General features: G+C 60.8%; 1 protein-coding gene. It reads left to right on the forward strand.

Annotation, left to right across the window (positions count from 1 at the left end; translation table 11 throughout):
* Positions 1–22: 22 nt before the first annotated feature.
* The gene (locus C1949_RS09145; protein WP_170063039.1) at positions 23–18,205 is read left to right on the forward strand and encodes a leukotoxin LktA family filamentous adhesin; all 18,183 of its coding nucleotides are present in this window, start codon (positions 23–25) and stop codon (positions 18,203–18,205) included.
* Positions 18,206–18,234 lie beyond the last annotated feature (29 nt).

Here is an 18,234-nt window from a genome sequence, read left to right on the forward strand (position 1 = left end):
TTCCGTCGACAGTGAGGTTGGCATGCGCGGCGCAGGAAGCAAGGCAAAGAAAGCAGGCAAGAACCGGATAACCAGCCGGGTTTTCAAACACCATCCACTAACAGCTTTGATGCTTGCCTCGGGCATGATGCCCGGTTGGACGCTGGCCAACGACATTACCTTGCACACCGGTGCTGGCGGATCGACCAACACGTCGATTGTCACAAATGGGGTTAACACCGATATCACGACCGCTACGGTGAGAGGCCAGACGGGGTTCAACTCCTTCGGCAATTTCACCGTCGATGCCGGCAACACGGTTAACCTCCACGTCCCGGGTGGTGCCAGTAACCTGGTCAACCTGGTGCATGATTCGCGCGCAGTCATTAACGGCACCCTCAACGGCCTCAAGGGTGGCAAGGTCGGCGGCAATATCATCTTTGCTGATCCGCATGGTTTTGTCGTCGGCGCCAGTGGCGTCGTCAACGTCGGCAGCCTCACTGTTACGACTCCCAATACCGCGACTATGAACGAGTTGCACCGGATTGCTGCCGTCGATGGCGCGGTGACCGGGGATCAGGCTGATGACTACGTTGCCAAGCTCGCTGCTGGCGAGTTGCCGAGCGCAGAACTGGCCAGCGACGGCAGTAATGCCATTGTCATTCAGGGCATGGTCAATACCAACGGCTCGATCAATCTGCATGGTGCGTCAGTGCTGGTTGAGGCGACCGCAAAGCTGCAATCAGGCACTGACGTTGCCCGCGAGGTCTTTAACAGCACGGTAAACACTGAGGGTTTGACCATCGGTGATGGTGTTGTTCGTGGCGATGGCGGGATTGTCATCACCGCAACCGATAACGTTGAGATCGCCGGCGAGCTTGCTGCACTGATGGCCGACGACTCGGGTGCGCAGGTGCAGGTTGCTGCGCGCAAATCGCTGGAATTGAATGGTAACGCGTTGATCAGCGCTGCCGGCCAGAATGACCAGGATGGTGGCGATGTCACCATCGAGTCGCCGTCGATTACGCTCAGTGACAATGCTCGGGTCGTCACCCGCGCTACCGGTGCTGGCAGTTCGGGCGATATTGCCCTCAATGCGTTGAGTGATATTAGCTGTACTTTCTGTGACGAGGATGCCGAGGCGCAGACTCTGGATGAGTTGAGAAACGGCATCCAGTATCAGGCCAACCCCTGGCTGTCGGCCAATCTGGGCAAGGCCGAGATCATCGTCGGCGAGAATGCCGTGTTGGACGCTGGACACAACACCGCAGCCAATGCCGGCGATGTAACGCTGGATGCCTATGGCCTGAATCGGCAGATGGCAGGCTATGCCGAAGCCAGCGCACGGATTGATGTCGACGGCACTATCACCGGGCGGAATGTCACCATTACCGCTGACGCACGGTCTGAGGTCGCTCGCGATATCCTCGGCATGCTGTTCAGCAAGTACGACCTCAAGAACGACATCGCCCAACTGGCATCCGATAACGGTTGGACCGAGGCGGAAACCTGGGCGAACGTGCTCGATACGCTGGCAGACCCGATCAAGGCCTATGCCGGTACCGCAGACACCGATGCTTTCCTTGAAACGCCGACCAACTTCACCGAGCTGACCCTGCTGGTGCCCAATTTGTCGGCCTATATCGCCAAGGCCGATGCGGTTGTCGATATTGGCTCCACCGCCACCATCAATACTTCAGAAGACTTGACTGCCTGGGCATCCACCTCGCGCAATGTTTCCAGCTCCACCTGGAGTATTCCGGTTCTCGGCAAGAAAATTCCGTTCGGCTTCGATGCCGCGTACGGCCAGATTTCCGGCTTGACCGAAGTGGCGATTAACGACGGTGCCACGCTCAACGTAGGGCAAGATCTCACGGTAGTCGCGCACAGCGACAACAGCCTGTCAGTTACCGCCGCTGCGGAAAACAGTGTGGATGGCGGCGGCAGTGCGCTGAAGACCATGGGACTTGGCTTCGGTATGGCGATGAGCGATATCAGCACCCGTGCCGTGGTAGCCGATGGCGTCAATCTGAGCGTTGGGCGTGATGTCAGCGTGCTGGCCCTGACGGAGCAGGAGCTGGAGAACAGCGTCAGCTTCAAGGCCAGCGGCGAAGGGGCAACCGGCGGACCCGCTGTTGGGGTATCGCTGTTCAACAGCGATACCTATGCGGAATTCAGCGCCGATCTCTCCGGTGCGCGTAATCTTAATGTCAACGCCGCCAATGTGGTCTACAAACAGATCACATCCGTTTCCGTATCGGCCGGCGCCTCCGAACCCGGCTATCTCGACAAGCTCAAGGAAAAAGCCAGCGAACAGGTAGCCAAACCCGTTACCGATTACCTGGGCAATAGCCTCAAGGGTCTTTTTGGCATCAAGCCTGAGTCGAAGGAAGAGGGTGGGTCCAAGCCGGCAACCGACAGCCAGTTTCGCCTGGCCTCGGCAATTGATGTGACCTTGGCCGACCACAGCGTTAAGTCGGTACTCGGTGGTGGCAGCAGTGCACCGGTTATCGATATCAGTGGCGACCTGGCAGTTCAGGCCTGGCAGCAGCAGAAAAGCCTTCACAACGCTGCCGAGAGTACGGTCAACGCGTCTGCCAAGCGCGATGACGGTAGTACCGATGGTGCTGAAGTATCGCTGAGCGTTGCTGCCGTCTATACCGAGCTGGATCAGCAAACCCACGCGATTATTGGCGACGGGACTCAGGTGACCGCCGGCCGTATCGGCGTTGGTGCCCGATTTGATCAGCCCATCGGGCTGCTTGGCCTGGATCGCTGGAGTTCGCTCAAGCAGGTCTATGCCAACCTCAAGCTGCTGAGCGAAGGTCCGCAGGCGGTCATCGGCAAGATCGCTACCCAATACGCGAATTCGACTGGCGAAGCCGACAAGCTCGGTATGGCGGGCTCGTTGTCGATTCTGCAGAACCGCATCGATACCCAGGCTTGGGCCGGGGACAACGTCAATCTCACTGCTACCTCGACCGACGATGCGGCCTGGTCAAGTCTGCTGGCGGCAATACTGCCAGAACTCGATAGCACCACGGCGCTGGAAGCACGCCGCGAAGCCCTGCGCACGCTGGGTTGGGAATGGTCTGCTCCGTTGCAGGTGACGGCAGATAATCAGTTAGAACAACTTGTCATTTCGGGCAACTTCGACGGACTGTTCGGCACCACCAGTGAGGATGGCGGTGCGGTGGGCGCGGGGCTCAATATCCAGATTACCGACAATCGGGCGATTGCCGGTATCGGGGCCAATGGCAGCCTGACGGCCGACGCTGTAAACGTGGGCGCGCTGCAGGACGAGCTTCTCATTGCCGTCAGCCCGTCCGCGGGCAAGGGCGCGAGCGTTGCAGGCAACGGCTCGGTGGTTGTCAGCGTGGTCGACAGTGCCGTACATAGTTCGATCCATAGCAGCACCGACGTAACGGCTGACACGGTCAACATCGAAGCAGAGCACCAGCTTGGACTGTGGAGCGCTGCTGGCGCCATTGCCGCCTCGGAGAATACCGGGGTGGGTGTTGGTGTCGCCGTCAATGTGGTGAATACCGACGTTTATGCGCTGGTTGGCGATAACGTCGGCTGGCGCCCTGACTATCTGTCCGCCGGTCTGGACGACAGCAGCAAAGGCAGCTGGCTGGTTAATGACCTGACCCTCAGTGCGCAGAGCTCCGGCCAGAGCGGGGCCTTCTCGATTGCTGGTGCGCTGGCACGCTCGGAACAGGAGCAGGAACAACAGGATGAGGTGGCCAGCCAGAGCGGCAATGCAGATGCTGGCTCACAGGAGCAGGCTGGCAGCTTGGGTGAGGCGATCAAGACCTCGCTGACCAACGGGCTGGCGCTGATTACCGGCGAAGTGCAGAACGCTAAGGACAAGGCCGTTTCCACCGGTGAAGCGGCGATGGACAAGATCAGCGAGTATTGGGGCAAGCTGCAGACCGCATTCAATGGTGATAGCAGCAGCGACGGCAGTGATGGAACCACCAAGGAAGGTCTGAGTCTGGCAGCGGCAGCTTCAGGCAGCATCAACGTGTCAGGCCAGAAGAACCGCGCCCACCTTGGCAACATCGTACTGGATCCGCGCGATAGTGATGGCAGCAAGGTCAATGTTCTGTCGCTTAATCAGACGCACCAGTTCAGTGGTTCTGGTGCTGGTGCACTGACGTTGTCCGGTGGTGACAAGAGTCAGCACAGTGCTGCCCTCGCCGGTGCGGTTGCCTACAACCAGCTCAACAACGTTACCGAGGCGCTGATGCAGGATACCGTCCTGCATGATAATGATCTGCTCAAAATCCAGGCCGCCAGCGGTGGCGACCAGATTGCCATGGGGCTTGGCTTGGCAGTCGCCGCCGGTGGTGAGAGCAATGTTGCTGTCGCACTGTCCGGCTCCGCCGGGGTATTCAACAATGCGACGCGGGCAGCCGTCATCGACAGTGAGGTTGAGCAGCGCGGCGCTGCGCCAGGCATCATCGCCGTTAATGCCTATGACCGTTCCCGCTCACTGCTGGGTGGTGGCTCTTTTGCCGTAAGCAAGGAAAAGGGCGGGAGCGCAGGTGGTTCTATGGTGCTTGCCATCATGGGCAATGAGCTTCAAGCCGAATGGCTCGGCAGCTCGGCGAGCGACTTCGACAGTTTCGAGGTCAAGGCCAACAGCGCCTCTCGAGTGCTGGCTGGCGCCCTGGCGGTTGCCGCGAGCACGGGTCAGCAGAGTGGTTCAGGCGCTGGCTCGTTGTTTGTTGTGGTGATGAACAACAAGGTCAAGGCGAACGTCGATAAGACCGACAACGGCGATTCGTCACTGACCGGGGCAGACGTAACCGTCGCCGCCGCCAGCGTTCCCGGTGGTGATGCGCTGAACGATATCTTCAACTATGACGCCAGCGCCGACACTACGTTGAGTGAAACCGGTCTGGACATGACCGGCAGCAATGCTGCCTCGCAGATCGAGGTCGAGTCAGAAACCAACGACGAACTGTTCAGTGAAGACGGTATTGATACCAATACCGACGAGTCTGCCAGTACCGCCGATACCACCACGCGCAACCTGTTCGACAGTGGCGATATTGCCGGCGAAGCGGTGCTCGCCATCGCCGGCAGTGTCGCCGGCACCAGCGGCAAGACCGCAGTGGGTGGCGCCATTGGCGTGGTCTACAACGGCAGCGATTACAGCGCCAGCGTTGCCAATACCGATATTGATCTGACTGGTGATCTGGGTATCACGGCTCGCAACGAAACCGACGTGCTGGCGGGTAGCATCGGCGCGGCGGTTGCTTCCAATGTCTCGGTTGCGGGTTCCGCTACCGCACTGATCGGCCGAGGTAACGTCTCCGCTGAGCTGGACATGACCGGCCGTACCCTCAAGGCTGATGACCTGACGGTGCAGGCACTGAAAACCGGTGGTTTCTACTCGCTGGCGGGCAGCATCTCTGGCAGTACCAACACTGCCGCTGTTGGTGCGGCGTTCAGCATCAACGACATGCAGCAAAGCGCGAGCGCGAATGTCACCGGCGGCAGCTATGAACTGACCGGCGATGCCACCCTCAACGCCGCTCAGCAGAGCCGGATTATCACCGCGGCGCTGTCGGGGGCGGTATCGGCGAGCGGCTCCGGGGTGGGGGCGGCGATGACCTACAATCGTATCGCCGACACCACCACAGCCGAACTCAGCTCTGCGCTGATGACCGCACGTAACCTGACCATTTCTGCCAGCCAACCCAATCTGGGCGCCAGCATCTGGTCGCTGGCCTTCAATCTGGCAGCAGGCGGCGGTACCGCTGGTGTTGGTGCCGGCGTCGCCGTCAACCTGATCGACGCCGAGCGCGCAGCGAAACTGACCGATAGCACGGTCAACCTGAGTGGTGATGCAAGCCTTGAATCGGCGCTGGACGGCGAAATCTGGAGCATCGGTATTGATGCTGCCGGTGGCGGAACAGCGGGTGTGGGCGGGTCCTTTGCCGCTAATAACATCAATGGCAATGATGAAGTCAGCATCTCAGGCAGTACCGTCAACGCCACTGGCAGCGACCAGAGCCTGTCTCTGGATGCCAGCGCCGGGGCCGGTCTGACTATTGCCTCGTTGGCAGGCTCGGTAACCGGCGGTGGTACAGCGGCCGTTGGTCTGGCAGCGTCGGTGAACCGCATTGCGGCAGACCGCAGTGCGCTGGTTCAGAACAGCAGCGTCATCCATGGTTTTGCTGATGCAAGCCTGAAGAGCGGCGTAGAGCAGGCGATCTATTCCATCGCCATTGCCGGTGGCGGAGCGGGCACTGTCGCGGTCAACGGGGCGACCACAACCAACATTCTCGATGGTGAAGAACGCGCCGAGATTCTGTCCAGTGAGCTGACCTCTGTCAGCAATCTGTCCCTCTCGGCAGCAGAGGGCTCGCGCACCATCTGGGGCCTCGGCGCGGTCATCAATGGTGCCGGTGGCACCGCTGTCGGCGCGGCCAACGTCAACAACGTCATTCTGGCCAAACGGATAGCGCGAATAGACGAGTCTGCGCTGTCATTGTCCGGGACACTTAATTTGGCCAGTGGCGGTGACGCGTTGATTCGCTCTGCTGCATTGGGTGGCGGCGGTGCCGGTACCGCCGCTGTAGGTGCCTCTATCGCGGTTAACGTGGTTGATGGCGAAGAGTCCGCCAGCATTGAAGACAGTGACATCGAAGGCGCTACCGCACTCACCGCCGAGGTGACCGAGGGCCAAGTCGATATCAAGACGCTGGCAGGTAACGTCCAGGGTGCCGGTGCGGGCGCAGGGGCCGGTGCGGTTGCGGTCAGCACCGTGACCCAGGTACGTCAGGCCTGGATCAGCGACAGCTCGCTGGATCTGGCTACCGGCGCGGATGCTCGGGTTGAGGCGCTTACCCGGGCCAACATCGATACACTGGCGCTCAGCGGCGCCGGAGCAGGGACTACTGCTGTCGCTTTCTCCAACACGACTAACAATATCGATGCGCGCACCTATGCGCGGGTACTCAACAGTGGCGGTGACGCGGACCAGATGCTGGTCAAGGCGCGTGATGAGTCCAGTATCAACTCACTTTCTGGTGGTGTTGCCGCCGCCGGTAGTGTCGCAGTGGGTGTTGCTACGGCGGTCAACCGTATCAACAATGATATCGACGCCAGCGTCAGTGGCCGTCATGCCGACGGCGGTTTTGCACTCAACGACCTGGCCGTGCAGGCCGAGTCTGACGCTGAGATCAATACCATCTCGGTCTCGGGCGGCTTCTCCGGCACTGCGGCGGTAAACGGCGGTGTTTCCACCAGCATTTTGAATACCCGCGCGCGCGCGCTCATTGACGGTGGTGCGGCAATCCTGGCCCGCAACAACGTCGCAGTGATGGCGTTCAATAATGACACCGTCAATTCCTATGCCGGTGTCGTCGCCGGCAGCGGCAACGCCGCTGTTTCTGGCTTGGTAACGGTGAATGTGCTGCAGAGCCAAACCGAAGCAGCGATTCGCGGTGCCGCCACCGACGTCACCGCGCTGGCACTGGGTGCTGGCGTGTCGGTTGATAACGGCGAAGTAGCCAATGCGCCGGATACCGATACCTGGGCTGATGCTGAACAGTTCAACCCTGTACTCAATCTGCAGACTGGCTCCGAGCTGGTCAAAGGGGTCGCGGTAAGAGCCACCTCGCTGCAGCAGACCGGCCAGACCAGTGTCAGCGCTGCGGTTTCGCTGGTGCCGCTGGCCAGCGCGTCTGTTGGTGGCGTCAGCAATACCCAAGTTCTGGGTGGTTCCACGCTGGCGGCCATTGATGAGGCTCAGATCAACCAGATCAACACTGGCGCAGCCGCCGACCAGCAGGTCAGCGTGGGCGCCGCCAGCCATAGCTACAGCTTTGGCGGTGTGCTGAACGCGGCGCTTTCGCTTGGCGCGGCCGCGGTGGCAGTGACTGCGGATACCGGCGTGATCAGTCGAGACGTCACCGCACGGGTGCGCGGTGCCAAGGTCACCAGCCGTGGCGCGATGGAGGTTGATGCCAGTGCTACCAACTCGGCCAGCAACATTGTTGTCAGTGCCTCCGGTGCGATTGTCGGTGTAGCCGGCAGCGCCGCAGTGTTGGTGCTTGAGGGCAATACCGAGGCTCTGGTCGATGGCGGCAGTGACTTGACCGTTGGCAGCCTCAAGGTGAGTGCGGATGCGATCAACAGTCTGGCGCCAAGCGCAGACACCGCCAGTGGCGGCGCGGTTGGCGCCGGTGCCGGCGTGGCGGTGGGCTACAACCGCAGCACCGTACGTGCCTGGTTGGGTGCTCAGCAGGGTAGCACCGAGGCGCGTACCAAGATCACCAGCCTCGGCGCAATCAGTGTCGAGGCCGATAGCGTGACCCGGTTGCTCGGCAACAGTGTCAGCGTCAGCGGTGGCGGTGCCGCCATGGCGGGCTCGGTGAATGTATTTATCGTTGAGAACGTCACCGAAGCCGGTGCCGGCAAGCTGGATCTGGGCACCTCGGCGAGTCGGGCCGGCAGTCTGAATGTAGACGCTTACGACAAGCTGATTGCTCTGAGCAACGCCGGCTCTGCCGCTATCGGTGGTGTGTCGCTCGGCGCCAGTGCCAACGTGCTGGTAGCTAATAATGCGACTCGAGCGATGCTGCTTGACTCTCAGGTGTATACCTCCGGAGCAGTGAAGGTTGCCGCTGCGCGCGATGTGGATGTGCAGCTTTACACCGTTACCGGTGGTGTCGGTGGCAGCGCTGCGCTGGGCGGCAGTGTAGGGCTGCTGATGCTGGGTTCCGGCGCGACCTCAGTCGAGGGGACTGATCCGCTGGATGAACTGAACAGTGGCGGTAACGGCACGCTGTCCATGGTTGACGGTTTCACCAGTAGGGAAACCGCCGAGACCGGCTATGACACCGTGGTGTACGACAGCGCAACCGGTGAGTATGTTGTCGAGCGCCGCAGTAACACAGACGAGACCAATCTGCTTAATCAAAGCGGGCGGGTTGGCTCAAGTTCGGATCGTCTCAAGGCTGGCACCACTTATTCCCACGAGACACTGGCCCGCATTAAGGGTGGGCGTGTTGATAGTCAGGGAGCCGTTACGGCTAGCGCGGTCGACTCGATTGCGACGCGCAATCTCACCGGCTCCGCGCAGCTGTCAGGCAGCGCGGCAGTGGGCGCTGCGGTGGCCTATACCCTGTCTAATGCCAGGGTGAGCACCGAGGTCGATGCGACCGTACGTGCCGCTTCGCTGTCGGCGACGGCCAGGAGCAAGGCCCTTAACGGCGAGCCTGCAGTCAAGGTCGAGAGCTATACCGGCGCTGCGGGATTTGCTGCCGGTATTGGTGCGGCTGTATCGGTTGCCGATATGAACAACACGATCGGCGTCAATCTGGGGGGTGACCAGCAATACGGTGATGCTCTCAGCGCTACTGCAGCAGATACTCTGGGACTGTCGGTGAAGGCCGACGGTGCCGCTCTGGGCGCCGTGGCAGCAGGACTGGTCATCGGTACCGGTCTGCGCGACAGCGCTGTGGGAGTCAACGTCGCGGCAGGCAGCAGCCTGACGGCCAACGGCATCAGTCTGTCGGCCAATGGTGCCGGTTCGCTCAGCGTAGATACGGTTGGTGCGGCGGGCGGTCTGTTTGCCGCAGGTACCGCCGTCGCGGCGCTGGGTATCGACAGTACCCGGGTTACCACCGAAGTGGGTGATGGTGCCATGCTGGACGGCAAGGCCGGTGGGGTGACAGTGCAGGCATCCGCAGCGCCGCAGATTGATGTCAGTGCCATCGGCGCAAGTGTGTCTGCAGGTGCCGGTGTGGGTGCCTCTTACGCCCGGGCGCAAGGCAGCACTCGGGTGACGGCCAAGCTGGGTAATGCAGTTGATATCAAGGGCACCGGCGGTCTCAAGGTCGCTGCCAAACTGGATAACCAGCGTAGCGGTAACGAGGTGGACCCCGACGAGGCAGCGGTCCGGGCGCGTTCCGTTGCCGGCAGTGGCGGCCTGTATTTCTCTGCCAATGGTTCGGTTGCCGAGGCGGTTAACAGCTCTACTGTCAGCGCTACCACAGGGACTGACCTCAAACTGCCCTCCGGGCGGGTTGAAATCGATGCCCGTAGCGAAACCCAGCAGTATGCTGAGGCCACCGGTATTGCGGTCGGCGGGCTGGCGGTGGGGGCGTCTGTTGCCGAGGCGCGCTCGACAACCACTACCGAGGCGAAACTGGGTGATCGCGCCAATGATCGTCAAGGCGCGTCGCTGCTGACTGATCTGGTCGTCTCTGCTGACGGCGAGGACATCAATCAGGCCAAGAGCATCGCGGGTAGCGGCGGTCTTGTCGCGGGCAATGCAACCATCGCCCGGACCCGCACTACCGGGAACGTGTATGCCGAGATCGGCAAAGCCGTAGACATTGCTGCTGACAGCCTGGCGCTCACCGCCAAGTTCAATGCCCTGTATGGGGCCCATGCCAACTCGGTCAACGCCGCGGTAGTCGGCGGCAGTGGTGCCGGTTCCGATAATGAGGTGACAGTCACTACCCGAGCCAGGATCGGTAATGATGCCGAACTGTATCTTGGGCAGGACGCATTGCTAAGCGCCAACTCCAACATTTACACGCGTCATCTTGGTTCCGCTGCCAGCGGTGCCGGTGGCGGCGTGATCAGCGGCCAGGCGGTCACCAATCGGTCTGATGTGACGGCTGATTCGTTGGTCGATATCGGCGAACGGGCAATACTGGTTGCCGGACTGGCCGGTGGCGATTATGACGGTAAGCTGATTGCCCGTGCCTTTACTCGCCATGAGGCAAATGAAAGTGTCACGCTCAGCACCGGTGGTGCGATTGCCGGCGGCGGTGCGGACAACGTTCACGATGCCAGTTTTACCAATGCGGTCAACGTGGGTGATGGGGCAACCCTCACCGCCTATGGTCAGATCGGTCTGGGTACCTACACCCTATCGTCGTCAGCTATCGAATCCCTGGTCAGCACCTGGGGAGCAGCAGGTGTAGGTGTCGCGAATGCCAAGGCCGATATTGCCAGCCAGCAATCCGTTTCCGTGGGCGAGGGCGCGACGCTGTCTGCGCTGGGCAATATCGATCTGTCGGCAGGCCGTGATCCCGAGGGGCTGTGGCAGACACGCATCAATGCCGATACCGTAGCGCACAGTGTCGTGCGCGGTATTATTGCGGTGCCTGATGCGCGCGCCGAGAGTCTGATCACTAACGTTGCCGGCGTTTCCGTTGAGCAGGGTGCTTCGGTTCTTGCCGCCCGCAACATCACCGCAGGCGGTTACAACGGGCTTAACGCCGCGCTCGCCGATGGCGAGGCGCGAGGTTATCAGCTCGGTTTTATCCCGGTTACCAACCGTGACAGCAGAACCAATGTCGTGCGCGACAGCTTCGCCCATCTTGACGGTAACTTCCTGGCCGGCCGTTATAACGAGCTGATCATCGATATCGCGCCCAACGGTAATGTGACCCAGAGTGCCGGTTTGCCGGTTCTGGTTCTCAGCACCAGCAGCTTTGTTCCGACCGATTTCCTTGACAGTTACTCGGGTATCGATCCGGTTACCAAGCAGATCCTGCGCAGTACCATTTCCAGTTCGGCCACCGGTTCGGTGGAGCTGGGTTCCATGATGGCGGCAGGCGGTAATATCACCGTCAATGCCGACCGGCTATCGGGCGCCGGTACCCTGACGGCCAACGGCGGTCCCAAGATCCAGGTGACCAACCGCAGCAGCAAGTATCTGCTGGTAGGTGACGTGCTGATTCCGGATGAGCCGGGCGGCCATGTGCTGTTCACCGGGGGAGCCGATGGCTCGCGCTTCACCAGTGGCACCATCAATGAGGTCAACGCTGATCGGCGAGCCCAGGTGCGCATTGACAACAGTTACAGCGGTTACTCGGGCAACGTCAGCTATGGCCCGGCCATTTTCCTGACCGGCGATATCTACAACCTGGGTGGTCTGGTTCATATCTCCAATGCCAAGGGCTCGCTCGGACAGTTCGGCGCTACCTTCGGCCAGCAGGTGCTGGTTGAGGTACCGGAAGGTTCGATGTCGGTGTTCCAGCCCAATGGCTATTGGTCTGTCGGCTCAAACCCGCTGTCGGAGTGGAAGAGCTTCGCCGGCGTGACCGGTTCCACCACTGTCGCCATCGAACTGATTGCCAACTATGTTTACGGCAGCGGTGGACTGTCGAACAACAATGCGGGTCTGCTCCTGCAGGGAGCGCCCAGCAGTGGACAGTCCGGTCGTAGCGATGTTCTGTTTGGAGGGTGTCTGCCTGCGTCGGTAAGCAGCGGCAGTAACTGCTCGGAGAGCACCGGGAAGTCCTACACCGGGCTGGCGTGGCAGTTCCGTGGCATCGATAACGCTGCGTCCTGGATGCCGATTCTGCGCCAGCGCAATCTTCACAGCAGCACCGCCAGCTATGCGTCGGCTGATCTGAGCGGTAGCGCTGCCAGCAAACGAATAGTCGGCGGTCAGGTTGGTATTCAGGCACGCTATATCGACATCAATGGCACCATTTCCAGTGGTCAGGCAACCAGCCGCACCCTGACCGTCAGTGCCAGCCTCGACAACTGGCTTGCCAGCCATTACTGCGCCAGCAATACCTGTGTTTCTGCGGTCGACATCCCGCTGGAATACCTGTCCGCGACCAGTGGCAGCTCGTTGATTCGTGCCAAGTACGACTTTGTCAATCAACGCATTCTGGTCGATGACGTCAACGCCTCGGGTGGCGGTTACGTCTACCTCAAGGGCGGCATCATCAGTACCAATCCATTGGGGCGGATTGAGGTCAACAACGGCTACGGTCAGGTCAGTATCAACAACCTGTCGCAGGCTCAACTGCAGCTGGGTGCCATTGATACCGGCGCGGGATCGGTGGGTATCGTACAGATCGTCGATACGCTCAAGGCCCCAGTCGCCGGCCAGCACGCCACGTCCTGGTATGTGCATACCCAGGGCAGCGGTCTGTCGGTTTTCGATAACCGCAATGGCGGCACCTCTATCTCCAACGCCTACCTGGTAAGCAGCTCCTCGGCCAGCAGTGCAACGTATTCACCGAGTACGAATCTGCGCTATGAGTGGAGTCAGCAGGCATCACTCCATCGCACATACAGCTACGACGGCGACAGTTACTATGTCAGCGACTGGGCGTGGGTCTACCCGTCAGGGCAGCCGAATGATCCCTGGAATGTCAGCACCGGAAACGTGGTTTACGGGAACGCTTCGCAAGGCGTGTATGAGCAGAATATCAGTGGTTCGCTGAGCAACTTCAAAGGTTTCAACGTCAACTACCACGGTTGCGGTGAAAGCCTGGGATCCGGTTGTAACTGGGGCTTCAAGGCCAGTGGCCAGTACACCAGCGGCGATCGCGCCGGTGAGTACTACTCGCAGTGGAACTATCGTTTCCCGCTTAACGCATCGATCACTATTCGCCATTCGGTCAAGGCCGATAATCCGTTCCAGATTGCCTTTATCGGAAACGCGACAGGGCTGATTGAAGCGACCACACTCAACGACCTGTATGTGGGCGGTCGTCTGAATAACCCGGGCGGCTCGACTACGCTGACGGCGGGTGGCGATATCATCGATATGCCTGACGGCAGCGTCTATACCGGGCATCTGACCCTTAACGCAGGTGGCGAGATCGGTAACGCGGGCAATCGCTTCTCCGCGAGTTTGGCGCCGGGCGGTACCCTGACCGTTCAGGCCGGCTCGGCTGGTGTGAACCTGAACTTGGGTTCTGATGCCATTATCAAGCGTGTTGATGCCGGTAACGGCAGTGGCGATGTGGTTATTTCGGCTTCCGGTGACCTGCTTGGCAGCCAGCAAACCGCTGCTGCTACCCCGCACGTTCGCGGCCGCAACATTACACTGACCAGCCTGTCGGGCGGCATTGGCGAGAGCGGCAAGGCTCTGCGTGTTCATGCCAAAGAGGTTTCAACCCTCAATGGCGGTGTTGAGCACGGGGTACTTAACGCTACTGCCAATCGCGGTATCTACCTGCACGAAACCGAAGGCGATAGCTGGGTCGGCAGTATCCGCTCGGAAACCGGCGACGTCTGGCTGCGGGTTGAGCAGGGCTCTCTGTACGATGCAGGTCGTCGCCTCGCCTCCGACACGCTGGATGAAACCCAGCGCAAGGCGGTTTGGGAGAAACTGCGACTGACCGAAGCCTATGGCGCCGAAGATAATATTTACGCCACCTCGGTCAAGCCGTTCCAGGATCTGGTGGATGCAAGCTACCGTGAATATTGGCAGCTAAAGGCGCTGGGCAGCGTCAGCGGCTCGGAGTTTGTGCTTGATGCCGGCAATCTGGCGTTCATGCGGCCATTGGCTGAGTTGAAGCTGGGTGTCTCCGGGTTGACTGATGCGCAGGTGCAACAGTTTGCCAGCGAACGCTTTGCCGAGCTGGAATCCTTCTTCAGCAATAATGTTGCGGGCGACTGGCGGTCGCAGAGCGCATTCCAGAGTTATGACGCGCTGTTTGCCTACACGGCATCGGCAGCGCAGATCGAGTCGCTTACCAGTGACGCGATCTGGACCGAGAATGAACTGCTGTACGCGATCGAGCTGGCGGCGCTGCGTCCGTCTTCGGGCACCTCTGTGGGTTCTGCCGAGCCTAACCTGACCGGGCGTCATGTCACTGTGCAGGTTGCCGGTGATGTTGGTCAGCTGGCTGATGCGTTGCTGATTGATCTGGCAGACCTCAAGTCCGGTGCACTCAGTGCCGAGCAGGCTGCCGCGCTGGCGCTGGCCAATGCACCGGGTGATGTGGTGTTCAACCGCAATGATGCCGGTGAAGTGGTCAGTCTGTCGGTTAGCCGAACTGCACCTTTCTATGTAGAGGCATCCGAGCGTTTTGATGCCGACGTGACCGGATCGCTGTATCTGCAGTCGGCGGGTGACCTGAAGATTGGCTCGGTCAGTGCCGGAGAGAATGCGCGGCTGGCCGCAGCCGGCAGCATTCTGGCCGCAGAGGGCAGTGGCTTTGGCCAGTTCCAGGTTGGTCAGGATCTGACCCTGCAAGCGGGCACCGGCAGTCTGGGCACAGGCGAGAGTGTAGACACCATGCTGACCCTGAATGTCGGCGGGCGCCTGCTTGCGGCATCCTCAGGTCAGGATGTGGCGCTGCGCTGGGCCAATGGCGACTTCGAGATTGGCCAGGTGTTTGCTGTAGGCGACATTCATCTGGACGCCATCGACGGCAGTCTGATCGGTGTGCTCGATCAGGTGAGCGTCAGTGGCCGCAACATCCACCTGGTTGCCAGGGACGACATTCGGGGCGTCGACGGCGCGCTGCAGATCGAGTTGCAGTCTGCCAGTGCGGGTGAGCTGTCTGGCTATGCCGGCGGCGATGCTGACCTGAGCAGCGGCAAAGCCCTGTCGGTTGGCGAGCTGGCTGCCGAGGGTGATCTGAGTCTGAGCAGCGCTGTTGATCTGCAGGTGCGTGATGTGCAGTCAGGTGCCAACATGCAGCTTGATGCCCAGGGTGACATCACCGTCGCGCAGGCCCAGGCGGGTGGCAATCTGCTGATCAATACGCTGTCTGATGCGATCCTGACCGGCAGTGCGCAGGCAGATGGCAATCTGACCCTGCTGGCGAGCAGCCTGGACATGGCTGACGACAGCCGTTTCAGTGCCGGCGGCACGCTGGCGCTGACCACTGTCGGCGACATGCATCTGGGGCTGCTGGAAAATACCGGTACCGCCGCCACCCAGTTCCTGATCAGGGCTGGTGGCTTCGTACGCGGCAACGGCGACGGCCAGGTCAACCTCACTGGTTCGCACGCAGGCATCGCCGAGATCGAGGCGGGGCTTGGCATCGGTAGCGAGACCACTGCCTTGCTGGTCGACTTGCCGCAGCTGACGTCGGTCGAGGCGTTGAGTGGCAATATCTATCTGCAACACCGTAACGACCTGTCGATCGGCAGCCTGCTGGCGCAGGACGGTCACGTGGCGCTGGGCAACAATGGCGGGCTGCTGTCGGCCGGCACACTGGATGCCTATCACTCATTCGACTTCACCGGTGGCAGCCTGACTGCGACCGAAATCTGGGCGCGTAACGACGACATGGTCGTTGATGCCAGCGGTGCTGTTGATATCGGCTCCCTGGACGCAGCGGGTGATCTGGAATTGCTGGTTGATGGTGAACTGGTGCTGACCCGCGCCGAGGTCGGTGGCGACGCACTGCTGCAGCATCGTGGTGCTGCTGGTACCGCGCTGCAGTATGGCAGCCTGATTATCGGCGGCGATCTGACTGTGGATGGCGCAGGTGACTGGCAAGGTACCGAGGCCACTGTTGAAAACGACGTGGTGTTCGACGTTGGCAGCGCCGATCTGGGCAGTGTCGACAGCATTACCGGCACCCTGTCGCTGGCAGCCAGCGCGCTGTTTGCCGCCGAGCAGCTGACAAGCCGGACGCAATGGGTTGACCTGCAGGCCGGCTCCGCTCTGCTGGGGGATGTTGAGGCCTATTCGACCCTTGATGCGCACACCTTCGGTGACCTGACTATCAGGACTGGTCGCAGTGGCGGCAACCTGACGCTGACTACCGAAGCTGGCTCGCTCGGTACCATCCGCTTCGGCGAACTGGCCGACGCCGAGGCCGTCGATGTGCTGGTTCCTGCCCACCTTTACTCGGGAGCAGACCTGCTGGTGCAAACCGACGGTGATGTTTTTGGCGGCAATGCCGAGGCCGAAGGTGAAGCCCGGATGATTGGTCGCAACCTGTTCTTCGGTCGCGCCCAGAGTCTCGGCACCGATGTGTTCCTGCAGGCAACTGGCGACGCGGAGCAGGGCGACGGCAACATCACCGGCCTGATGGTCGAGGCTGCCCGAGATGTGGCCATCCTGGCCAACGGCAACCTGCTGATGCCGACGGTTCGCTACGGTGGCACCTACTCGTTGAAGGCTGGCCGCGACCTGACTGTCGGTATCGGACAGGATATGAGTCTGGGTGGCTCGGCAGAAGCGGGCCGTGACCTGACCTTTGTGGTCGGCGGCTCTGTTGATCTGGCCAATGTGACGGCCGGCCGGCATGTGAGCATCACCTCCGGCGAGTACATCAACATTAACGACAGCGTCGTGGCCGGAGGCAATATTCTGCTGGATGCGGCAAACGGCGACATTACCGTCGGCAACGACATTATCTCTACCGGCGTGCCCTACCAGGGTGAGTCGCTGAGCGGCAATATTCACCTGACCGCATCTGGTGACATCCGCGCCAGGACAGTGAGCACAGCGTTGGGGCAGATTGACGCTGACGGTCACCACCTGTCGTTCGATAACCTGATTGCCGAGCAGGACATCAACCTGCTGGCACTGGGCGCGATAGCGGTTGGTGAGAGCACCAGCGGCGGCGACCAGGACTGGAGCGCCGATGAAGACATCAGCTTCCAGCGCCTGCTGGCCGGTGGCCAGGTGCTGCTTGATAGCTTGCTTGATACTACGGGTGACGTGGTCGTGGCAGAAGGCGGTCTGACCGCCAATGCGGGTTGGCGCGATGGCACTGCCACGCCGGCGGTTATCGAGTTGCGGCAGGTGGTAACACCGACCATGAGTCTGTGGGCTGGCTCGGCTATTCGGGTTGCCGATGCGCAACTGGGTGTCGCTGCCGATCTGCATGCGCAGGACGTTGAGCTGGGTGCGCAGCAAACCGGCAGTGGTGCACTGCAGTTGCTGGTGACCGGCCTGAACAACGACGGCGCGGCCGGTGATCGTTTTGTCCTGCGGCTGCAGGGCAGTGCGGTTACAACCTCGCTGCTGGACATGGTCTACACCGACTTTGAAACGACTGCTGCCATCGCCGACTTCGACGATATTCGCAATGCCGACTTCTTCCGGTTGAGCACGCCTCAGGCGCTGCTGATCGCGGATAACCTGTCGCCGGCATATCGCGCGGACGCCAATGTGCAGCTGTATGAGCTTGATAAGGCTTTCTGGTTGTATCAAAGCGATGTATCGACCTATACCAACGCCTATGTGCTGCACCGCGATTCGACCCACCTGGTGCGCGTGCCGAACTTCGCCGAAGGCCACCAGGACGGCGGCGTTGACTATCAGGGCATTACGGCTGCGCGTTACGCCCAGGCGATGCTGACGCCCGATCTGATGGCGCTGCGTCTGGGGCAGTTGATGAATCAGGCTGCCGGTATTCCGCCGGCGCCGAGCAAGCAGGTTCAGGTTCCCGGGCAAATGGGTCCGGTTAATCTGCAGTGGCCACAGGGTTCAACCAACAATGATGACGAGGAACGGTGGGATATCTGATGACAACGCAGGCAAGGAGCAATAAGCGA

The sequence above is a fragment of the Halopseudomonas oceani genome (genome assembly GCF_002903165.1).
In the GTDB taxonomy this organism is placed as follows: domain Bacteria; phylum Pseudomonadota; class Gammaproteobacteria; order Pseudomonadales; family Pseudomonadaceae; genus Halopseudomonas; species Halopseudomonas oceani.